Raw genomic sequence first — 20539 nt, 5'->3', positions numbered from 1 at the left:
GACGCGCTGCTTTGCCCGTCGGGACGAAAGTAGCACCGAAAACCTCCGTATGGGGGTTTTCATCGCAAATCATCGTCGAGACCCGGCGATATGCTCGACCGATGACCTCCTCCGCGCCTCGAGGCCCCTACGCCAAGGGCATCCAGCGCCGCCAGGAGATCCTCGACGCGACCATCGACGTCGTGGCCGAGAAGGGCTTCGAAGGCACGTCGCTGCGAGCGATCGGCGAGGCGATCGGCGTCTCGCACGCGGCACTCCGCCACTACTTCGCGTCGCGAGAAGAGCTCTTGCTGGAGGTGCTCCGCGAACGCGACCGCAAGTCCCAATCCCGCGTCGCCGACGAGCCCACCGTCTTCGCCCGCATGGCGGCCGCCGCCGACGACAACGTCCTGGCGCCCGAACTCGTGGCGCTGCACACGACCATGATGGCGGCGAGCGTCGAGGCCGGCGACGAGGATGCACGCGCGTTCTTCACCGAGAGATTCGCCCGTTCGCGTGCCGTCCTCGCCGCCGACCTGCGGAACGAGCTCGAGGCGGCGGGCCGTGCCTCCGACCTCGACCTCGAGATGGTGGCGTCGCTCGTCATCGCGGCGTTCGACGGCCTCCAGATCCAGTGGCTGCTCGAGCGCTCCGTCGACATCGCGGGCACGCTGCGGCTGCTGGAGCGGATTCTGCGCTAGCCGACCGCGGGGGTGGGGCCGTGCATCCCACCGGCTCGCGCCGGCCCCGGCCCTGTCGCTGTCATCGCCGTAGCAGAGGGCAGCTCGGCAGCGACCTAGTGCGCCATCACGGGCACGTCGTCGGCGGCCTCGGCGGACGAGTCGGCCACCCGCGCCTTGCGCACGGAGTGCCGCTCGATCAGCGTGCCGCCGATGATCGCGACGATCACGAAGATGCCCGCCGAGATGCCGAACGCCAGGTGGTAGCCCGACAGAGTCGCGTTCGCCTGGTCGAGCTTCGACGTGCCGTGGCTCGTGAGGTAGGCCGTCACCGCACTGGCGCTGAGGGTCGAGAGCAGCGCGGTGCCGATGGAGCCACCGATCTGCTGCATCGTGTTGACCGTCGCCGACGCGACGCCCGCGTCTTCGCGCGAGACCCCCGCCGTGGCGATGTTCATGGCCGACGAGAAGATCAGGCCGAGTCCGAGGCCCATGACGATCAGGGCGGGGAGCACCACGGCGGCGTAGCCGGAATCGAGCGCGGTGCGGGTGAGCAGGCCCATTCCGACCGCGGCGACGAGACCGCCGATGAAGACGAGGATGCGCGGGCCGACGACCGGGAGCAGGCGCGCCCCGACGATGGTCGCCGTGAACATGATCGACAGCGGCATCGGCAGGAACGCGAAGCCGGTCTTCAGCGACGAGTAGCCGAGGGTTCCGGTCAGGTAGTAGGTGAGGAAGAGGAACGCCGCGAACATGCCGATCGAGATCAGCGCCAGCACGATGTACGCGCCGCCGCGATCGCGGTTCAGCACGATGCGGAGGGGGAGCAGGGGATGCGAGACGCGCGCCTGGAGCAGGACGAACACGGCCAGGAGCACCACGCCGCCGGCGAGGCAGATGATCGTGAGCGGGGCGCTCCAACCGTTGGTCTCGGCGTTCGAGAAGCCGTAGACGATGCCGAAGAGGCCGAGAGTGACGGCCAGGACGCCGGGGACGTCGACGCGGGGCTTGACCGCGGCGGGTGCGGACTTGCGGAGGAACACGAACGAGCCGATGACCGCGACGATGGCGAAGAGCACGTTCACGAAGAGGCACCAGCGCCACGAGGTGTACTCGGTGAGCACGCCGCCGAGGAGCAGGCCGACCGCGGCACCCGAACCGGCGATCGCGCCGAAGATGCCGAAGGCCTTGCTGCGCTCCTTCGGCTCGGAGAACGTCGTCGTGAGGATGCCGAGGGCCGACGGCGCGAGCAGCGCCCCGAAGGCGCCCTGGAGCGCCCGAGCCGTGACGAGCAGGCCGAAGCCGTCGGCCGCGCCACCCAGGGCCGAAGCGGCGGCGAAGCCGAGCAGGCCGATGATGAACGTCGTCTTGCGCCCGAAGATGTCGGAGAGGCGGCCGCCGAGCAGCAGGAGGCTGCCGAAGGCGAGCGAGTAGGCCGTGACGATCCAGGTGCGGTTGTCGTTGCTGAAGCCGAGGTCGGCCTGCGCGCTGGGCAGGGCGATGTTCACGATGGTCGAGTCGAGCACGACCATGAGCTGGGCGAGGCCGACGACGGCGAGCGCCAGCCAGCGGTGGTCTTTGGGAGGGTGCGTGATGCTCACGGGGACCTGAATTCGTCGAAGCGGAGGGGGATGCGTGCGCACCTCGCTGGACGCCGGGTTCGACTGTAGCGCAAAGTGGAGTCGGGTTATCCACTTCTCGAGAAAAGTTCTAGACTCGGCCCATGACCATCCGCGCCGAGTCCGCGCCCCGCGCCCTGCGCGCCGACGCCGAGCGGAATCGCGAGCTCATCCTCCGGACGGCGACCCGCCTGTTCGCCGAACGGGGCATCGAGGTCACGCTCAACGACATCGCCCACGAGGCCGGCCTCGGGGTCGGCACGGTCTACCGGCGGTTCCCCGACAAACCCTCGCTGATCGCGGCTCTGGCGGACCACAAGCTGCAGCTCATCCGCGACGGCATGCAGGAGACGCTGGCGAACTGCTCCGTCGGCGACGCCTTCCGCGGCCTGATGCTCAGCGCAGCCGAGGCCCGGGCGAACGACCGCGGGCTGTTCAAGGTCGTCTTCCAGTCGGGCGACCGCTCGCCCGAGGGCCACCGCAGGGTGACGGAGCTGCTGCACGTCTGGGCGAAGCTGGTCCAGCAGGCGAAGGAGGCCGGCGCCGTGCGGCAGGGCTTCTCCGCCTCCGACGTCGACCTCTTCATGCTCATGGTCGGGACGGTCGCCGATGCGACCCGCGAGATCGATCCCCAGGCCTGGCGGCGGTGCGCCGAGGTGCTGCTCGACGGCTACGCGCCCCGGGCCGGCGACACCGCCCTGGCGGAACTCGATCTCGACGACGAGGCGCGTCGCCGCATCTTCCTCTGCTGAGCATCCCCCGCTCGCCCCTCGTCGGAGACGGCGCGCGGACCGGGGGTCAGCGCCGCCGGGCCGCCGCCGTCAGCGACACCGCGCCGTAGCTGTTGTCGTCCGGGTTCAGCGTGACGCCGGGGGCGACGAGCTCGTCGATCCGGTCGAGCACCTCGGTCGACAGCGTGACGTCGGCGCCGGTGAGTTGCGACTCGAGCTGCTCCATGGTGCGCGGGCCGACGATGGCGCTGGTCACGCCCGGGTGGTCGAGCACGAAGGCGATCGCGAGGTCGATCAGCGTCATGCCGTTGGCCTCCGCGAGCAGGGCGAGCTCTTCGACGACATCGAGCTTGCGCTGGTTCGCGGGGCTCGACATGTCGAAGCGGGCGGCCGGACGGTTCTTCGAGACGGGGGCTCCCGGGGCGTCCTTGCGCCAGCGGCCGGTCAGCCACCCGCCGGAGAGCGGGCTGTAGACGAGGGTGCCCATGCCGTAGCGGAGGGTCGTCGGCAGGACGTCCTCCTCGATGCCGCGCACCAGGATCGAGTACGGCGGCTGCTCCGTCGTGAAGCGGGACAGGTTGCGGCGCTCGGCGGCGACCTGCGCTTCGACGATCTGCGAGCCGGAGTACGACGACGACCCGATCGAGCGGACCTTGCCCTGCTGCACCAGGTCGGTGAGAGCGCCGAGCGTCTCCTCGACGTCGGTCGTCGCACTCGGACGGTGCATCTGGTAGAGATCGATGTAGTCGGTGTCGAGGCGGCGGAGCGAGTTCTCCACGGCCTTCATGACGTAGCGCCGAGACCCTCCGCTGCTGTTGGGGCCGTCGCCGGTCGGCATGAAGAACTTCGTCGCGAGCACGACGTCTTCGCGGCGCCCCTTGAGCGCCTTGCCGACGATCACCTCGGATTCGCCGGCCGAGTAGACGTCGGCGGTGTCGACGAAGTTGATGCCGGCGTCGAGGGCCTTGTGGATGATGCGGATCGAGTCGTCGTGGTCGGCGTTGCCCCACGCCCCGAACATCATCGTGCCGAGGGCGAGGGGGCTGACTTCGACGCCGGTGCGTCCGAGAAGGCGGTAGTCCATGTGCGATTCCTTTCGTGGAGGCGGCGGGCCGACGGAGCCGACGTGCCGCTCCGGGCCTGCCCCGACGCTACGTCCGCGGTGGCGCCGCCTGCGAGGTACCACTGGGGCACCCCTGGCCAGAACCCCTCAGGCGCAGAACCCCTCAGGCGGGATGCGCGTCCCCGCCTACCAGGGGACGGGCCCCTCGTTCCCCTCGAAGGTGCCGGTCGGGCCGTCGGGCGTGAGCGAGGCCAGTTCGACGATGATCTCGGCCCCCTCCTCGACGGTGTAGATCGTGACGCCGGCCTCCTTGATGCGGTCGACGGCGGCCTGGTCGGGCTTGCTGCCGGTGAACTCGGTCGCCGTGAGGCCGGGGGTCGCCGAGTTCACCCGCCAGCGAGGGAACGCCTTCGCGTACTGGATCGTGAGCATGTTCAGTGCCGCCTTCGACATCGGGTAGGCGACGATGTTCCAGCGCGCATCCGGGCTCGAGTTGAGAGTCAGCGACCCGACGGCACTGGAGACGTTGACCACGACGGGCGCCTCGCTCGCCTCGAGCAACGGCGTGAACGCGTCGAGGACGGCGGCCGCGCCGAAGACGTTCGTCTCGAACACGGTGCGGAGGTCGTCGAGGGTCGCCTCGCCGGGTTTCTTCTGGGCGCCCGAGATGCCGGCGTTGTTGACGAGCACGTCGAGGTGGCCGTGCTCGTCGACGATGCGGGCAACGGCTTCGTCGATCGAGGCGGTGTCGGTGGCGTCGAGCCGGACGGCGGTGGCACCGACGGCGGCGGCGACCTCCCGACCCTTCTCGAGATCGCGGGCGGCGAGATAGACGGTGTGACCGGCCTCGACGAGACGACGGGCGACTTCACGCCCGATGCCCCGGGTGGCTCCGGTGACGAGTGAGATTGTCATGCGTCGATCCTGCTCCTCGGGCCGCCGTCCGTCACCCACCCGGCGGTACCCGCATCCGGTACCGCGAGCCCGTCCCGGTCGGCACCACGGCACCGGAGGTCGGCACCACGGCACCGGGACGACGGCACCCACCGACCACTAGCGTCGCTCGGCAGACGGTCACGCCTCGTGGCCGACGGTCACCTCGTGGCCGACGAACCGGAAGGACGCCATGTCTTCGCTCGCTCAGCCCGAACCCGTTCCCCTCGATCGACCGCTGCTCGGTGCATCCCTCGGCCAGGCGGTCTCTCGCTTCTGGCGCAAGTACGCCACGTTCTCGGGGCGCGCCAGCCGGAGCGAGTACTGGTGGTGGTACCTCGTCGCCGTGATCGTGAACGGCGTGCTGAACTCCCTCGGCCGCAGCGGCGGACCGGTCGGCGGCGTGTTCCAGGGGCTGGCCGGCCTCTGGAGTCTGGCCATCGTCATCCCCACGCTCGCCCTGCTCTGGCGCCGCCTGCACGACACGGGTCGCAGCGGCCTCTGGGCCTTCGCCCCGATAGCGCTCGGCGTCATCGGCACCGTTCTCGCGATCTCGGGGCTGTTCGCGCTGCACGTGGCGAGCGGCGACGGTGCCTCGCTCGTGCCCGGCGGCGTCCTGCTCGGCATCTCGGGGCTGGCGTTCGTGGCCACCCTGGTCGTCGTGCTCGTGCTGACGCTGTTGCCGTCGAACCCCGCCGGCGAGCGCTTCGACCGTCGCGCGCCGTACCCCGTCTCCGCCTGAGCGGTGAGTGTCCCCGGATGGCTGATGGTGTGCGCTCACCATCAGCCATTCGGGGACACTCACCCGGCGGGATGCTCACCCGGCGGGATGCTCACCCGGCGGGATGCTCACCAGGCGGGATGCTCAGCCGGCGGGATGCTCAGCCGAGCACTCGCGTATGCCGCAGCTCGTGCAGACCAGTCGCGCCACCGCCGGCGCCGACCTTCTCGCCCCCGTCGGCCGCCCAGCCGTGCCGCTCGTAGAAGCGGATCGCCCGCTCGTTCCCGTCGAGCACCCACAGGTAGGCGCTCGCGAACCCGGCCGCCGTCAGTTCGGCTTCGACGCGGTCGACGAGTGCATGGCCGATCTTCTGCGACCAGAAGGCGGGATGCACGTAGAGACCGCCCAGTTCACCCCGGCCTGCCGTTCCCTCGTCGCGGCCCGGACCGAAGCCCGCCCATCCGACGACCCGACCGTCGACGTCGGCGACCACCAGCTTCTGCGGCGGCACGCCCGGCCCGTCGGTCTCCTCGCCGGCGAGCGAGTGTGTGATCCACCGGGTCCACCCCGCCGTCCGTCGGTCGACGTCGAGCCCGGCGAGCACCGCGTCGTCGATCAGGCCGGCGTAGGCCGCGCGCCAGGTCTCGACGTGCACCACCGCCACACCTCGTGCGTCGTCGACAGCGGCCCACCGGATCGTCGCTTCCCCCATCGCTCCACGCTAGCGCGAGCCGCTGGCTCGCACGCGCCGCGGTGAGTGTCCCCGATCGGCTGATGTCGTGCCCTCGCCATCAGCCGATCGGGGACACTCACCACCTGGGCAGGCAGTTCAGACCGGTGAGGCGGGTCAGGCCACCCCGCCCGTGTGCAGCAGGAGTCCGATGACGAAGGTCGCTGCGAGCGCGATCGCCCCTCCGATGACGACCCGGACGGTGGCCCGCGCCTTGGATCCGCCGCCGATCCGGGCCCCGACCGCGCCGGTGACGGCGAGAGCGACCAGAACGGCGACGAACGTGATCGGCACCCGCAGCCCCGTGGGCGGAAGAAGGATCGCGAGCAGCGGCAGGATCGCGCCGGAGACGAACGCGAGGGCGGAGGCGCCGGCGGCACGCCAGGGGCTGACGACATCCTCTTCGTCGATGTTGAGTTCCATCGTGAGGTGGGCCTGGAGGGCGTTGCGTGCCGTCAGCTCGTGGGCGACCTGCTCGGCCGTGCTCCGGGTCAGGCCGCGCTCTTCGTAGAGCCGGGTCAGCTCCTCGAGCTCGCCCTCCGGGTCGTCCGCCAGCTCGGTCCGCTCCAGGTCGATGAGGGCGTTCTGGCTGTCGCGCTGACTACTCACCGAGACGTACTCGCCCAGGGCCATGGACACGGCACCGCCGACGAGCCCGGCGGCACCGGCCGTGGCGATCGCCCCCGTCGACGACGTGGCACCCGCGACGCCGACGACGATGGCCGCGACCGACACGATGCCGTCGTTGGCGCCGAGCACACCGGCCCGAAGCCAGTTCAACCGACCGGCCAGGCCTCCGGCGTGGGGCTCGTCGGGGTGGGTGGTGGGAGCGTTCTCGGCTGTGCTCATCACCCCAGCATCGACACTCGGAGGTCGGCGCGCCAGCATGCTTAGCCTTGCCTGCTCATCCCGCGGCAGGCCGCAACAGCCCGCAAGAACCCGCAATAGCCCGCGACATCGTCCGGCCGAACTGCTGCCACCAGCACAGCCGCGGCGACGACACGTCAGTCGGTGAGCATCCCGTACGCCAGTTCGAGGCGCTCGTGCGCCCGGGACGCCGGCAGCCGCCCGGCGTTCTGCAGGCTCGCGAGACCATGGACTGTCGCCCAGGCGACTTCCGCGCGCGTCTCCGAACCGGGGAACGCCTCCGCCATCGCGGCGAAGGCCCGCCCGAGCGGCTCGTGACCGTTGCCGGCTCCGAACTCCAGGTCCGACGGCATCGAGAACATCGCCTCGTAGAGGTGAGGCTGCCGGGCGGCAAAGTCGAGGTAGGCCTGCATGCGCGCCCGGGGTTCGGGTGCCACGGCGTCGAGTGCTGCGGCGAGCGCAGCGAATCCACTGACGGCGACGGCGTCGACGAGCGCCTGGCGACCGTCGGGGAACGCCGAATAGAGCACCGGCTGCGTGACGCCGATCTCGGTCGCGACACGGCGCATCGTGACGGCCGGCCAGCCCTCCGACTGCGCGATCTCGCTGGCTGCATCGACGATCTGACCGCGTCGCACGTCGAGATCAGGGGCTTTTCGGGGAGACATGAGAGTGACTCTATCAAAGTTAGCTAACGGTGGTAGACGAGATGCGAAACGGCCGCTAGCGTCGTTAGCGAACGTTGTTACCCTACGAATCCGAAAGGTCCACCCATGACTCTCGCCGCCCTCCTCGTCGCCCTCGCCGGCTGCCTCTTCATCCTGTTCATCGGGGCCCGCTTCCTCCTCGCCCCTCGGGTCGCTCTGGCCGGCTTCGGCGTGACCGACGACCGGACCCGGGCGCTGACCAGCATCAAGGGCGTCCGCGACATCACCTCAGGCATCGTCCCGCTGGTCGTCCTCGCCGTCGCCGGGTCCCACCCGTTCGGCTGGGCCCTGGTCGCCGCCGCGACCACTCCGATCGGCGACGCGATCATCGTCGTCACGAACGGCGGCACCCTCCGTCAAGCCCTGAGCGTCCACGCGGCCACCGCCGCGATCCTCGTCGCCGCGGGCCTCGTCCTGGCTCTCGTCTGAGCAGCTCGACCACCCCGGCCGCCTCGCCCGCCCGCTCGTCTGAGACGCTGGCCAGACCCGCCCGTCTCGCCGGCCCGCCTGACCCGCCCGCCCGACCCCGTTCATCCCCCGCTCAGCCCACGCATCCCGACTGGGCCCTCATGCTCAGCCCGTCGACCGTTCCCTCCATGTCCGCCGAGGCCACGCCGCCCGCTGCCGCTTTTGCACTCGCCGCCCAGTGGTCCTGCCCCATCGCGTGATCCGTCAGCCGCATCCCGGCGGTCGACCACAGCGCTGCAACCGCATCGAACGGTTTCTGCCCGTCGTCGTACACCGTGAAGATCGGGACCACGGTCCAGGCGGTGGCACGAGTGCCGGAGAGATCGGACTTGTCCGTCGGCGAGCACTGCTCGACGCCGGTCGTCACCGCCGAGCCGACCGTCGTGGCAGCGGCCGACCGCGTGAGGAAGTCCGTCAGAGCGGCGGTCTGAGCTGCCACGTCCGCGGGCACCCAGGTCTCGTAGGCCGGTGCGCTTCCATCGGTCGGCAGCGGGCCGGGCGTCTTCACCACCGGGGCGTCGTCGTCGGGCTGCGCCGAACCGAGCGGGAGGCCGAGCCAGCCGCTGGCGTCGGTGTCGTCGCCGGCCCCCACCGAGAACGCCGTCCGCGGAGCGACATGCGCGTCGGCGGCCTCGTCGGTCGTCCGCGCGAGTGCTGCGGCGAGCGCCGTGACGGCCGACGTCGAGGCCTGCCCCGCGGCCGGCGTCGAGGCCGGCGTCGCCGGAACACCGGCTCCTCTCGCCTCCACCGACAACCGAGGCCTCTCGGCCGAGCCGCCCGGTTCGGCCGCGTAGCTCGTGCCCGCGGTGTAGTCGATCTCGCTCACGGCGGCATCGGAGTCGAGGCCGTCGAGAGCCCCGAGAAGCGACGGCCCCGGATACGTCGCGGTCACCCCCACCGACGACCGGCCGCGCTCGAGGGTCGCCGAGCGGCCTTCGAGAAGGGGTCGGATGCTCGTCACCGCTCCTGCGATCGACGCCTGCGCCGCGAGGCCGACCGTCGAACCGTACGCATCGCCCGACACCGATGCGACGACCGACTCCCGCCGGAGCCGATCGACGAGCGCAACGAGCCCGGCTTCCATCGGGTCGACCGTGACCTCGGCCAGGCCGGGGGCCCCGGGCACGTCGAGAGTCACCAAGAGCCTCGTGCCGGTCACCCCCTTCGCCGCGGCCTCCCGGACCTCGCGCGCGGTATCGAGCCCGGATCCACCTGCCGTGATGCGGATGTCGGCGAGCCAGTCTTTGGGCGCGTCCTTCGCATCGCGCTGCCGCACCTCACCGCTGGCCGTCGCGACGCCGGGCAGGTGCTCGATCCGCGACAGCAGCGACGTCAGGGCCGCCTCCGAGCCCTTGGGCGGCGGCGCGTCGAAGAAACAGCCGGCGAGCAGCAGGACGACGGCCAGTCCGACCAGCGCTGCCGCCGTGCGGCGGGGGAGGGTCGACCGTGACGCGTGCATCCCCCGAGCCTAGGAACGCGCATCCCCCGATCGAATCGCCCCTGCGCCGTAGCTCGGGCCGCGCGAGTCGTCCGGGCGAATGAGATGCGGGGGATGCACGGGATGCACTCCCTGAACGTCGCACGATCGGGCACGCCTACCATCTGCCTCACGCCGGGGATCCCCGGCGGCAGGTTTCGAGAAGGGAACATCATGTCCGTTGGAGACAAGGCCAAGGATTTCGTCCAGAAGGCCGCCGGCCACGCTGAAGAGTTCGTCGGCAAGAAGACCGACGACGACGAGCTGAAGCACCAGGGCCAGAAGGACCAGGTCATGGGCGAGGCTCGCAAGAAGACCGAGGACGTCAAGGACGAGCTCGGCAAGTAGCCACCGGCACCACCCGCACCACAGCACCACAGCAGTACGAGAAGGGCCCGACGTCATAACGACGTCGGGCCCTTTCGCGTTCGCGGCTCTAGCTCGACTTCTTCATCGTGTAGATCGCGCCGGTGCTCACGTCGCGCTCGAGCGACTCGAGCGTGCGGCCGCGGGTCTCGGGCACGAGCTTCCAGACGAACAGGATCGACAGCACACCGAAGACGGCGAACATCAGGAACACGCCCTGCACCCCGATCGACGAGAGCAGCGACGGCACGAAGATCGCGAGCACGCCCTGCACGAGCCAGCCGCCCGTCGCGGCGATGCCCATTCCGAGGCCGCGCATGTGCAGCGGGAAGATCTCCGCCAGCCAGACCCAGACGGCGATGTTCAAGAACGTCTGCATCGACAGCACGAAGGCGACGACGAGCACGAGCACGACGATCGGGCGGGCGGCGCTGCCCTCCGGCAGGACGGTCGCCGCGATGGCGGTCAGCAGGAGGAACGACGTGGTGAGCGTGAGCCCGGTCAGGAAGGTCTTGCGGCGGTTGACGCGGTCCATCGAACGGACGGCGATGATCCCGCCGATGACCGCGACCACACCGAAGGCGATGTTCGCGAGGACGGCCTCCTCAGCGGTCATGCCCGAGTCCTGGAGCACGCGCGTGCCGAAGAACATGACCGAGCTGGTGCCGGTGAGCGACTGCACCATGCTGAGACCGAAGCCGATCGCGACGATCCGCAGGAGCCACTTGCTGCGCAGGAGCCCGCCGAGGCCGAGTCGTGTGCCGGCCTCGTCCTCGACTGCCTCGACGAGCTGGTCGATCTCGGCGTCGGCGCGCTCGGGCGGACGCACGGTCAGGAGGACACGGCGGGCGTCCTCGACCCGACCCTTCTTCACGAGCCAGCGCGGCGACTCCGGCATCCGCAGCATGCCGAAGAAGAGGAAGATCGCGGGGATCGCGGCGACGGCGAACATGTAGCGCCAGATGTGCCCCTCGGTGCCGAAAACGCTGGCGATGACCGCGTTGACGACGAAGGCCGCGAGCTGACCGCTCACGATGGCGAGCTCGTTGCGGCCGGTGATCGACCCGCGGATCTCGTAGGGCGCGAGCTCGGCGAGGAAGACCGGCACGACCACCGACGCACCACCCACGGCGAGCCCCAGGATCGTGCGCCCCGCGAGCACCGACGCGTAGCCGAGGGCCGAGAACGTGCCGTTGCCACCGGGCGAGAAGACGACGAGCAGCACGCCGAGGAAGAACAGGACCGCCAGCAGGATGACGGAGGTGCGACGGCCGATGGCGTCGGAGAGCTTGCCGGTCAGGAGCGCCCCGAGGGCGGCACCGAACGGCAGGAGCCCGACGACGAGGCCGAGCTGCACGAGGTTCAGGCCGAGGTCGACCTGCAGCGGCGTCTCGGCTCCGTTGACCACGCCGGTGTCGTAGCCGAAGAGCAGACCGCCGAAGCAGGCGACGACCGAGATGAAGCCGAGCCGTCTGCTCAGCACGCCGGGGGCGCCGAGGGGCGGCAGGGCGGCGTCGGTCGTCCGGGTGGTCGTACTTGTCATGATGGCTCCTTCGCCAGGCTGTTCGGTGGTGCGGGTCTTTCAGATCGGAGGTGCGGGTGGTCGCGGCCCTCGGGCCACGGGGTGGTGCGGATCAGGGGACGATCGACGCGTCGACGCCGGAGACGCGGATGACCGCGCGGGGTGCCGACGCCTCGATGAGGAGGGCGTTCGTGCCGTCGACCGACGTCGCCCAGGCCTCGGCCTCTTCGGGGGTGCGTCCGTGGCGTTCGTGCCGGTCGACCAGGCGACGCAGGCGCTCGTCCGGCCCGGTCTCGCAGAACCAGGTCTCGTCGAGCAGATCCACGACCTGGGCCCACGGACCGTCGTCGACCAGCAGGTAGTTGCCCTCGGTCACGACGATGCGTGCGGACGGCGGCACGGCGATCTCGCCGGCCACGCCCTCGTCGACGGTCCGATCGAAGCTCGGCGCGTACACCGTGTGCTCGGTCTCGTCGCGCAGCCGTCGCAGCAGGGCCACGTAGCCCCAGCCGTCGAAGGTGTCGATCGCGCCCTTGCGGTCGTGCCGGCCGAGCCGATCGAGGGTGGCGTTGGCGAGGTGGTAGCCGTCCATCGGCAGGTGCACGGCCAACGCGCCCTCGCGAAGCTCGTTCAGACGCTCGACGAGGCCGATGGCCAAGGTCGTCTTGCCGGACCCGGGACTCCCGGCGATGCCGACGACCACGCGGATGCGTTCGCTCCCGTCGAGCAGCGCGAGGGCCCTGCGGGCGAGGGCGTCGACGTTCGCCGCGAGGGCGCCCGAGGCCGCGTCAGCGCTCGTCACTGTTCGCCGCGATCGCGTTGGAGATGAAGGAATGGGCGTGGCGGGCCAGGGCCGGCCCGTCGTTCCAGAGGTTGCGCCAGATGGAGAGGTCGTTCGACAGGGTCGGCGAGACGACGGCCGACGAGAACGACTCGAAGGTGATGCCGCCGGTGTAGCCGATGTCGCTCATCGCGTGGAAGAACGCCGCGAAGTCGATGTGCCCGGAGCCGAGGTAGCCGCGGTGGTTCTCGCCGATGTGGATGTAGCCGAGACGGTCGCCGACGAGCTGGAACGGACGGACGAAGTCGTCCTCCTCGATGTTCATGTGATAGCTGTCGAGGTGGATCACGACGTTGTCCTGGCCGATGTCGTCGGCGAGAGCGAGCGCCTGCTCGGCGGTGTTGACGACGTTCGTCTCGTAGCGGTTGCAGACCTCGAGGCCCAGCGTGACGTCCTTCGACGCCGCCTCGACCGCGAGGTTCGAGAGCACCGAGACGACGTTGGCGCGACCCTTCGCGCTGAGCGAGTGCCCGAAGTTGCCGAACGCGCTGTAGAGGGCGCCGGTCAGCAGCTTGCCGCCGAGGCCGTGGACGATCTCGACGGAGTCCTGCAGGAGCTTCTCGCCGCGGGCGACGACCGCGGGGTCCTCGCTGGAGATGTCGGCGTCGAAGGCGAGTCCCCGCGACCCCACCAGGTCGAGGCCGGCGTCTTCGAAGGCCTTCCTGGTGCGGGCGACGTCGAGGTTGTCGGTGTCGTGCAGCGACAGCTCGAGGATGTCGTAGCCGGCGGCCTTCGCCTCGGCGACGGAACGGTCGATCTCCTGGTCGGTGGTGCCGCCGGCGAAGACGAGGGCGTGGATTCCGAGGGGGTTGATGGTCATGGGGGGCCTTTCAGGAGCGGGTGGGGCAGGGCGGTGGGACGGAGTCAGGAGGAGGGCGCGGCGGCGTCGAGCTGGGCCGCGATGAACTCGCGGGCCTGTCGGGCGGTGGCCCGGGCATCCCGCCACGGTGTTCGCCACAGGCCCAGCGGGTGGGAAATGGTGTCGTCGAGGACGGCATCGGAGAACGACTCGAACGTGATCGGGCCGGAGAAACCCGAGGTCGCGAGGGATGCGAAGAACGACGACCAGTCGATGCTGCCACTTCCGAGGCGGCCCCGATGGTTCTCGCCGGCGTGGACGTAGGCGAGCAGATCGCCCGAGTCGCGGACGGCGGCGGCCTGGCTGCGCTCCTCGGTGTTGGCGTGGAACGTGTCGATGTGCACGCGGAGGTTGTCGGCGCCGATCTCGCGGATGAACGCGACGGTGTCGGCGGCGGTGTTGAGCAGGTTGCTCTCGTACCGGTTGACGTACTCTAGGCCGATCGAGACGTTCGAGGCGGCGGCCCGGGCGGCGACGCGGCCGAGGACGGCCTGCGAGTTGGCACGAGCGCGAGGCGACGCGGGATGCGCGGAGAGACCCATCTTCGAATAGGTCACCCCGCCGACGTAGTCGAGTCCGAGTTCGGCGGCGAGGTCGACGGCGGCGGTGAGCAGCTGCTCGCCCCGCGCGACCCGGGCGGTGTCTTCGGAGGCGATGTCGCCGTCGGCCGGAAGCGCGAGCGAGAGGACCGCACCGATGCCGGTGTCGGCGAGGAGCTTCGCCGTGTGAGCGACGTCGAAGTGCGGCACGTCGCCGGCAGGGATCTCGATGAGGTCGAACCCGGCGGCCGCGCTCTCGGTGACGGCGTACGTCGCGGCCTCGCGCGACCAGCCGCCCACCCAGACCTGAGCGTGGACGCCGATCCTGTTGCGGCGCGCAGCGCGGGTGCTTTCGGTGTCGTGCGACATCATCGTCCTTCTCAAAACAGCGGTATCCAGTGCCGATAGCTCGAAACTAGACCCCCTTTTGTGTTTCTGCAACTCAAAAGTCCTGACCTTTCGAGTGCAGTCCTATAGTGAAGTGGGTTGGAGAGGGAAGGGAACGCCGTGGTCTCCGAGATAAATTCGCACGCGAGCCGCGTCCTGGACCTCTTCCGCTCGCGTCGGGAGATCAGCCGTCTCGACGTCATGCAGCTTTCCGGGCTGTCGCGCAGCACGGTCAACCACCGCCTGTCCGCACTCACCAGGGGCGGCCTTCTCGTGCCCCTGGAGGGCGGGTCGTCGAACGGCGGCCGACCCTCGAGCCGCTTCGCCTTCAACGCCGACCGCGCGCGCCTTCTCACCGCCGACATCGGCGCCTCCGGCTTCACCGCGGCGCTCTGCGATCTGAACGGGGTCGTCGTCCGGCACACGACGCGGCGGATCGACGTCTGGGAGGGGCCGCTTCCCGTGCTGACCGAGGTCGCGTCGGCATTCGCCGAGGTGACGGACGGCGAGGCGACTGAGATCTGGGGCATCGGGGTGGGGGTGCCCGGCCCGGTCGACTTCGCCTCGGGCCAGGTCGTCAGCCCGCCCATCATGACCGGCTGGGACCGCTTCGACATCAAGAGCTGGTTCGCCGACCGGTACCGCGTGCCCGTCGTGGTCGAGAACGACGTCAACGCGCGAGCCGTGGCCGAGTCGCGGGCGTTGGACTGCGACGACCTGATCAGCCTGAAGGTGGGCACCGGCATCGGCTCCGGCCTGGTGTTCAACGGCCGGATCATCCGCGGGCACGAGGGTGCCGCCGGCGACATCGGACACACCCGGGCCGCCATCCGTGAGGGCGAGCCCGAGGCGGCCTGCCGCTGTGGCAACACCGGCTGCGTCGAGGCCTACGCCGGTGGCTGGGCGATCCTGCGCGATCTGCGCGCGGCCGGTGTCGAGGTCGCCGACGTCGCGGGCATCGTCGCGCTCGTCGCGCGGGGCGACATCACCGCCGTCGGGCTCGTGCGGCAGGCCGGGCGCGTTCTCGGAGACGCGGTGGCCGACCTCGTGGGCATCCTCAACCCGCGCATCGTCGTGATCTCGGGCCAGCTCGCAGCCTGCGGGGAGCTCCTCCTGACGGGCGTGCAGGAGCGAGTGCATCAGCGTGCGCTGCCGCTGGCCACGCGAGCCCTCGAGATCAGCACGAGTCGGTTCGGGCAGTTCACCGGCGTGACCGGCCTCGCCCTGATCACCGCGGACCGCGTGCTCGACGAGCCGTCTCTGGACTCGCTGCTCGAGAGCGCCTGACCCGCCCCGCCCGTCTCTCCCTCCCGCTCCGGACGGGAGATCAGTGCGGCAGGAACTCCCGCAGCGATGCGAGGTAGGCCTCGGCGTCGAAGTCCTCGAACACGGCCGACTGGACGATGAAACCCTGGCCGAGACCGATCGCCAGCGGGAGCAGACGCTGCGCCCACGCACGGGCCGTCGTCTCGTCCATCCCCTCGTGCTCTCGAGCCCACGCCTCGAAGTAGCTCGCGTAGACGTGGCGCAGGTCGGCGAACACCTCCCACAGCAGGCGCCGCATGCCCTCTTCGACCATGGCCTGCCCCCACACCTGGAGGAGCAGCGGAGGCTGGGCCAGGTCGTTCGAGAGCCCCGGCAGCATGTGCGACAGGACCTCGCTGGGCGACGGAGCGGGGCGCCCCTCGGCGAACTCCCGGAGGTCGTCGACGCGCGAGCCGATCACCTCGCGGGCGACGGCCATCATGATCTCGTGCTTGCCGGCGAAGTGCCCGTAGATCGCCCCCGCCGACAGCCCGGACTCGGCGATGATGTCCGCCATCGACGCTCCTGCGAACCCCTTGTTCGCGAAGGTGCGGATGGCCGCAGCCGTGATCTCGTCGCGACGGGCCTCGCGGTACTCCGCTGTCACCTTGGGCATGTCCACCTCCGATCCGTGCCGGGGTCGCCCTCGGCAGTCCGACTCCACAGAAAAAAGAACATTCGTTCTTGACAGTCAGCGTACAACGCCTCACACTCAAAAAGAACGAACATTCCCTTTTTGGAGGTACCCATGAGCACGGTCACTGCTCCCCCCGCTCCACCCGCTCCCACCCCGTGGACGCGCATCATCCTCATCGGCGTGGGACTCGCGGCTGTCGTCGCCCTCGTGGTCCTGGCCTTCTCCTGGCCGTCGGTCACGGCGAAGGCGCAGAACGTCCCGGTCTCGATCGCCGGCTCGTCGGCGCAGGTCGCCCAGGTGGAGAAGGCCCTCGACGCCGCCTCACCGGACACCTTCTCGTTCGTCGCGGCGGCCGATCGCGCCGAAGCCGTTTCGCAGATCGAGGACCGGACCACCTCCGGCGCGGTCGTGCTGGGCGCAGCCCCTGAGGTCCTGACCTCGTCGGCCGCGAGCACCGTGACCAACCAGATCTTCACGGGCCTCGCGCCGAAGCTCCAGCAGCAGCTCACTCTCGCAGCGCACGCCGCCGGGGCTCCCGCCACGCAGACCGTGACCGTGAAGCTCACCGATGTCGTCCCGCTCTCGTCGAACGACCCCCGAGGCGCGGGCCTGGCCGCAGCGGCCTTCCCCCTCACGCTCGGCGGCATGCTCGGCGGTCTCGCCGCCTCGCTCCTGATCGTCGGCGCCTGGCGCCGGGTCGTCGCCATCTCGGCCTACGTCGTCATCGCCGGCTTCGCCCTCGCCGGCATCCTGCAGGGTTGGTTCGGGGTGTTGCAGGGGAACTACCTGCTGAACGCCGGGGCCATCACCCTCTCGCTGCTCGCCATCAGTGCGACGATCGTCGGGGTCACCTCGCTCGTCGGGCGTCTCGGATCCCTGGTCGGCCCCGTGCTCTTCCTCCTGGTCGCGAACCCGATCTCGTCGGCGACGCAGCCGCTGCAGTTCCTGCCCCAGCCGTGGGGACAGGTCGGGCAGTGGTTCCCGCCGGGGGCCGGCAACACGCTGCTGCGCGACCTGTCGTACTTCCCGAACGCCGGCACGGTGTTCCCGTGGCTCGTCGTCGCCGGATGGTCCGCTTTCGGCATCGCTCTCGCGCTGATCGGCCACTTCCGCCAGGGCATCACGGTGGAACTCGTGCAGGACGAGCTGCCGACGCAGGCCGGCGCCACGCGGGCCACCGACGCCGCGCTCTCGCCCGACCCGGCCCGCGCGCCCGAGCCGACCCGCGCATCCCACGTCACACTCTCGCCCGAGCCGACCGCTGTACCCGAGCCCGCCGTCTCCGTACGCGCCCACCCCGCCCACGCCGCCGACCGCCACCCGGCGCACATGGCCTGAGCTCGGCAGGCCCTGGCTAGCACGTCGTGGACCAGCTGCCGAGCGAGCGCCCCGCCGACCGCCACCCACGCCACCCTGCGAGGATGCTTCTGTGGAAAACCCCCGCACGCCCCGCCGCCCCGACGTCACGACCGTCGGCATCGTGGGCGGCCCGGAGCCGCTCGAACTCGCGCTGCACGAGTACGACGACCGGTGGCCCGCTCTGTACGAGGGGCACGAGCAGCGGATCCGAGACGCGCTCGCCCCTGCCCGCGCCGAGATCCACCACATCGGCTCGACGTCGGTGCCCGGGCTCGCCGCCAAGCCGATCGTCGACGTCGTGGTCGCCGTCGCCGACATCACGGCCGAGGAGGACTACCTCGACGCCCTGCTGGAGGCCGGCTACCTGCTCCGCGTGCGCGAACCCGGGCACCGGCTCGTGCGCACACCGGCCCGCGACGTGCATGTGCACGTGTTCGAGCGCGGCGATCCCGCCGTCTCCGAGTACCTGCTGCTGCGCGACCACCTCCGAGCCGACGCCCCGGACCGCGCCCTCTACGAGAGCACCAAACGCACCCTCCTCGAGCGACGGTGGAGCGACATGAACGACTACTCCGACGCGAAGACCGAGGTGATCCTGGCGATCAAGGCGCGGGCGCGGGCCGTCGGCGTCACGCGCCGACGAAGAACTCCAGCGCCACCCCGTCCGGGTCCTTGACGCTGAGGGCGGTTCCGTACGGGGCCTCGACCAGCCCGCTGTGGTGGATCCCCTGCTCGTCCAGATGCGCCGCCCATTCTCTGAGCGTCGCGACGTCGGCCACGCCGAACCCGACGTGGTCGAGGCCGGGCGTGAAGGGCGAGAAGTCGCCGTCCACCGGGGTCTCGTGTTGGGTCAGACCGATGTTCGTGCCCGACGGCAACCGGAACAGCCGCCTGTGCAGGCCTTCCCCCTCGAGCTCGCCGATGGGCGCGAACCCGAACAGGCGCTCGTAGAACGCCGCCGACACGGCGAGGTCACGGACGGTGAGGGCGAGGTGGTCGATTCCGGCGAGCTGAGGCATCGCCCCAGCCAACACCCGGGATCAGGAGGTCGGCACGGTTGCGCCTGCGGCGGCAGAGGCCGAGCCGAGCCGACTCGCACTGGTGCCGAAGCCCCGGTCGGCGGAGAGTGGAATCAATCAACCGCCCTCGACCCCTCCCGGAGTGACCATGCCCCTCGTCCGAATCGACGTCCCGACCGGCACCACCGCCGACCACCGCGCCCGGATCGCCGAGGTGGTCTACCGGGCCCTCGTCGACGTGGCCGGCGCTCCCGAGCACGACCGGTTCGTCGTCGTCTCCGAACACGCGGCCGAGAACCTGCTGATCGATCCGCACTACTTCGTCGACCGCACCGACCGGGCGCTGATCGTGCAGATCACGTTGAACGGCGGGCGCACGCTCGAGATCAAGAAGGCCCTGTATCGCGCGATCGCCGATGGCCTCCACGACGCGGTCGCCCTGCGCACCGAAGACGTGATGATCTCGCTCGTCGAGGTGCCCAAGGAGAACTGGTCGTTCGGCGGGGGCGTGGCGCAGTACGCGGAGTGAGTACTACGGTCGCGCACCTCCCGAGACGAGCGGCCCGCGCATCCCCCGCGATCAGGCGCTCTCGCGCCAGGCGATCTCCGTCGGCAGGATCAGAGCTCGCTCGAAGTCGACTCCGGAGAGCTGGTCGAGCACCTGTTGGGCAGCCAGGCCACCCAGGGTCTCCGCCGGCTGACGGACGGTGGACAGGGCAGGGGTGCACCGAAGCGCCCAAGAGCTGTCGTCGAAGCCGATCACCCCGATGTCGTCGGGCACCACGACACCTCGTCGATGCAGGACGTCCAGGGCACCCGCGGCGACGGCGTCGGACGCCGCGAACACTCCGTCGATCGAAGGATCGCGAGCGAGCAGCTCCTCCATCCCCTCCATGCCGGCGGCATAGCTGTAGAACTGGTGGCGGACGACGAGATCCGGGTCGTAGGCATCCCCCAGGGCCGCCGTGAATCCGAGGAGGCGGTCCTGACCGGAGTCGCGGTCGAGGCCGGAGGCGAGCATCCCGATCCGGCGCCGGCCCGTCGCCATCAGCCGGCGCACGATGGCTTCGGCTGCAGCCCGGTTGTCGATGCCGATGAAGGGGATGTCGGGTGCGTCGGACGGGTGACCGACCATCGAGGCGGGCAGGTCCATCTCCGCGATCGCCGCCGAGATCGGGTCGCCTGTGCGAGCCGACAAGATGATCGCCCCGTCGACGAAGCCGCCGCGGAGATATTCGACGACGCGATCGCTGTCTCGTTGGGAGTCGATCATCAGGGTGACGAGTTGATGGTCCGCCCCGGAGAGCACCGAGTTCGTGCCGATCAAGATGTTTCCGATGTTGGAGTCCTCGAGCACGAGGGAATGCGGCTCGTGGATGATGAGGGCGATGGCCCGAGAGCGTTGCGTGACGAGGTTCCGCGCTGCGGCGTTCCGCACGTATCCGACCTTGGCGACCGCCTCTTGGACGGCCCGGCGGGCGGTGTCGGAGACGTAGGGCTCGTTGTTCAGCACCCGGGAGACCGTGCCACGCGAGATGCCCGCTTCGGCCGCGACGTCGTGGATCGTGGCGCGGCGGCCCCCTGATCGTCGACCGGCCATGAGGTCACCATAGCGGAGCGGCCGAGTGCCCGGCGACCCGCTTCGAGAAGATGCCCTTTGACATTCACGACCAGATGGGTTTTACTCTGTGAACGTTCCCAGAAAGTCTCGGTCGTCAGCGTCCGAG

Annotated in this window: 23 protein-coding genes; 9 read left to right on the top strand and 14 right to left on the bottom strand. The window is 70.2% G+C overall.

Translation table 11 applies throughout. The features are described 5' to 3' along the window. Positions 1 to 101 precede the first annotated feature (101 nt). A complete protein-coding gene (locus ABEA39_RS10825) occupies positions 102 to 680 on the top strand; it encodes a TetR/AcrR family transcriptional regulator (RefSeq protein ID WP_345375868.1) in 579 nt (192 codons plus the stop codon). A 95-nt stretch (positions 681 to 775) separates the two neighbouring features. Here ABEA39_RS10825 and ABEA39_RS10820 read toward each other — a convergent pair whose 3' ends face one another. Then, on the bottom strand, positions 776 to 2263 hold the full coding sequence (locus ABEA39_RS10820; protein WP_345375866.1) for an MFS transporter: 1488 nt from the start codon (positions 2261 to 2263) through the stop codon (positions 776 to 778). 122 nt (positions 2264 to 2385) lie between these two features. On the opposite strand from ABEA39_RS10820, the gene ABEA39_RS10815 reads away from it, so the two are divergent. Next, positions 2386 to 3033 carry a TetR/AcrR family transcriptional regulator gene (locus ABEA39_RS10815; protein WP_345375864.1) on the top strand — a complete coding sequence of 216 codons (648 nt, stop codon included), beginning with the start codon at positions 2386 to 2388 and terminating at the stop codon, positions 3031 to 3033. Positions 3034 to 3079: 46 nt separating this feature from the next. Here ABEA39_RS10815 and ABEA39_RS10810 read toward each other — a convergent pair whose 3' ends face one another. Further along, positions 3080 to 4096 carry an aldo/keto reductase gene (locus tag ABEA39_RS10810; protein WP_345375863.1) on the bottom strand — a complete coding sequence of 339 codons (1017 nt, stop codon included), beginning with the start codon at positions 4094 to 4096 and terminating at the stop codon, positions 3080 to 3082. Between the two features lie 165 nt (positions 4097 to 4261). Next, on the bottom strand, positions 4262 to 4990 hold the full coding sequence (locus ABEA39_RS10805; RefSeq protein WP_345375861.1) for an SDR family NAD(P)-dependent oxidoreductase: 729 nt from the start codon (positions 4988 to 4990) through the stop codon (positions 4262 to 4264). Between the two features lie 211 nt (positions 4991 to 5201). Here ABEA39_RS10805 and ABEA39_RS10800 point away from each other — a divergent pair, with 211 nt between their 5' ends. Beyond that, positions 5202 to 5750 carry a DUF805 domain-containing protein gene (locus ABEA39_RS10800; RefSeq protein WP_345375860.1) on the top strand — a complete coding sequence of 183 codons (549 nt, stop codon included), beginning with the start codon at positions 5202 to 5204 and terminating at the stop codon, positions 5748 to 5750. Positions 5751 to 5889: 139 nt separating this feature from the next. Here the strand turns inward: ABEA39_RS10800 and ABEA39_RS10795 are convergent, their stop codons facing one another. The 3 genes from ABEA39_RS10795 to ABEA39_RS10785 all read right to left on the bottom strand — a co-directional run bounded on the left by ABEA39_RS10795 (position 5890) and on the right by ABEA39_RS10785 (position 7994). After that, positions 5890 to 6441, bottom strand: a complete 552-nt coding sequence (locus tag ABEA39_RS10795; RefSeq protein WP_345375859.1) for a GNAT family N-acetyltransferase — start codon at positions 6439 to 6441, stop codon at positions 5890 to 5892. Positions 6442 to 6576: 135 nt separating this feature from the next. Further along, positions 6577 to 7308, bottom strand: a complete 732-nt coding sequence (locus ABEA39_RS10790; RefSeq protein WP_345375858.1) for a VIT1/CCC1 transporter family protein — start codon at positions 7306 to 7308, stop codon at positions 6577 to 6579. Between the two features lie 155 nt (positions 7309 to 7463). Then, the gene (locus ABEA39_RS10785) at positions 7464 to 7994 is read right to left on the bottom strand and encodes a TetR/AcrR family transcriptional regulator (RefSeq protein WP_345375857.1); all 531 of its coding nucleotides are present in this window, start codon (positions 7992 to 7994) and stop codon (positions 7464 to 7466) included. A gap of 105 nt (positions 7995 to 8099) precedes the next feature. Here ABEA39_RS10785 and ABEA39_RS10780 point away from each other — a divergent pair, with 105 nt between their 5' ends. After that, a complete protein-coding gene (locus ABEA39_RS10780) occupies positions 8100 to 8462 on the top strand; it encodes a DUF4267 domain-containing protein (RefSeq protein WP_345375856.1) in 363 nt (120 codons plus the stop codon). Positions 8463 to 8574: 112 nt separating this feature from the next. On the opposite strand, the gene ABEA39_RS10775 is transcribed toward ABEA39_RS10780, so the two are convergent. Continuing rightward, positions 8575 to 9960, bottom strand: coding sequence for a hypothetical protein (locus tag ABEA39_RS10775; protein WP_345375855.1), 1386 nt, complete (start codon positions 9958 to 9960; stop codon positions 8575 to 8577). 192 nt (positions 9961 to 10152) lie between these two features. Between ABEA39_RS10775 and ABEA39_RS10770 the strand changes: the two genes are divergently transcribed. After that, positions 10153 to 10326: a CsbD family protein gene (locus tag ABEA39_RS10770; RefSeq protein ID WP_345375854.1), complete on the top strand. Its 174-nt coding sequence runs from the start codon at positions 10153 to 10155 to the stop codon at positions 10324 to 10326. An 88-nt stretch (positions 10327 to 10414) separates the two neighbouring features. On the opposite strand, the gene ABEA39_RS10765 is transcribed toward ABEA39_RS10770, so the two are convergent. The 4 genes from ABEA39_RS10765 to ABEA39_RS10750 all read right to left on the bottom strand — a co-directional run bounded on the left by ABEA39_RS10765 (position 10415) and on the right by ABEA39_RS10750 (position 14477). Next, positions 10415 to 11887: a sugar porter family MFS transporter gene (locus ABEA39_RS10765; RefSeq protein ID WP_345375853.1), complete on the bottom strand. Its 1473-nt coding sequence runs from the start codon at positions 11885 to 11887 to the stop codon at positions 10415 to 10417. A gap of 91 nt (positions 11888 to 11978) precedes the next feature. After that, positions 11979 to 12668: a nucleoside/nucleotide kinase family protein gene (locus ABEA39_RS10760; RefSeq protein ID WP_345375852.1), complete on the bottom strand. Its 690-nt coding sequence runs from the start codon at positions 12666 to 12668 to the stop codon at positions 11979 to 11981. Next, positions 12655 to 13527 (bottom strand): sugar phosphate isomerase/epimerase family protein, encoded by an 873-nt coding sequence (locus ABEA39_RS10755; RefSeq protein ID WP_345375851.1) that lies wholly within the window; start codon positions 13525 to 13527, stop codon positions 12655 to 12657. The genes ABEA39_RS10760 and ABEA39_RS10755 overlap by 14 nt, the downstream gene beginning before the upstream one ends. Before the next feature lie 44 nt (positions 13528 to 13571). Continuing rightward, positions 13572 to 14477: a sugar phosphate isomerase/epimerase family protein gene (locus ABEA39_RS10750; protein WP_345375850.1), complete on the bottom strand. Its 906-nt coding sequence runs from the start codon at positions 14475 to 14477 to the stop codon at positions 13572 to 13574. A gap of 135 nt (positions 14478 to 14612) precedes the next feature. Here ABEA39_RS10750 and ABEA39_RS10745 point away from each other — a divergent pair, with 135 nt between their 5' ends. Continuing rightward, a complete protein-coding gene (locus ABEA39_RS10745) occupies positions 14613 to 15779 on the top strand; it encodes an ROK family protein (protein ID WP_345375849.1) in 1167 nt (388 codons plus the stop codon). 40 nt (positions 15780 to 15819) lie between these two features. On the opposite strand, the gene ABEA39_RS10740 is transcribed toward ABEA39_RS10745, so the two are convergent. Further along, positions 15820 to 16413 (bottom strand): TetR/AcrR family transcriptional regulator, encoded by a 594-nt coding sequence (locus ABEA39_RS10740; RefSeq protein WP_345375848.1) that lies wholly within the window; start codon positions 16411 to 16413, stop codon positions 15820 to 15822. Between the two features lie 132 nt (positions 16414 to 16545). Here ABEA39_RS10740 and ABEA39_RS10735 point away from each other — a divergent pair, with 132 nt between their 5' ends. Both ABEA39_RS10735 and ABEA39_RS10730 read left to right on the top strand, forming a co-directional pair. After that, entirely contained in the window at positions 16546 to 17772 is a 1227-nt protein-coding gene (locus ABEA39_RS10735) for an ABC transporter permease (protein WP_345375847.1), read from the top strand. A 91-nt stretch (positions 17773 to 17863) separates the two neighbouring features. After that, the gene (locus tag ABEA39_RS10730) at positions 17864 to 18469 is read left to right on the top strand and encodes a GrpB family protein (protein WP_345375846.1); all 606 of its coding nucleotides are present in this window, start codon (positions 17864 to 17866) and stop codon (positions 18467 to 18469) included. On the opposite strand, the gene ABEA39_RS10725 is transcribed toward ABEA39_RS10730, so the two are convergent. Continuing rightward, the gene (locus tag ABEA39_RS10725) at positions 18423 to 18812 is read right to left on the bottom strand and encodes a VOC family protein (RefSeq protein WP_345375845.1); all 390 of its coding nucleotides are present in this window, start codon (positions 18810 to 18812) and stop codon (positions 18423 to 18425) included. The genes ABEA39_RS10730 and ABEA39_RS10725 overlap by 47 nt on opposite strands. A 148-nt stretch (positions 18813 to 18960) precedes the next feature. Here ABEA39_RS10725 and ABEA39_RS10720 point away from each other — a divergent pair, with 148 nt between their 5' ends. Then, positions 18961 to 19341, top strand: coding sequence for a tautomerase family protein (locus ABEA39_RS10720; RefSeq protein ID WP_345375844.1), 381 nt, complete (start codon positions 18961 to 18963; stop codon positions 19339 to 19341). Between the two features lie 51 nt (positions 19342 to 19392). Here ABEA39_RS10720 and ABEA39_RS10715 read toward each other — a convergent pair whose 3' ends face one another. Next, on the bottom strand, positions 19393 to 20412 hold the full coding sequence (locus ABEA39_RS10715; protein WP_345375843.1) for a LacI family DNA-binding transcriptional regulator: 1020 nt from the start codon (positions 20410 to 20412) through the stop codon (positions 19393 to 19395). Positions 20413 to 20539: the final 127 nt, after the last annotated feature.

Source organism: Frondihabitans cladoniiphilus, assembly GCF_039544345.1.
Classification (GTDB): Bacteria; Actinomycetota; Actinomycetes; order Actinomycetales; family Microbacteriaceae; genus Frondihabitans; species Frondihabitans cladoniiphilus.
The sequence above is the reverse complement of the archived record's forward strand: the minus strand, read 5'-3'. Positions and strand labels throughout refer to the sequence as shown.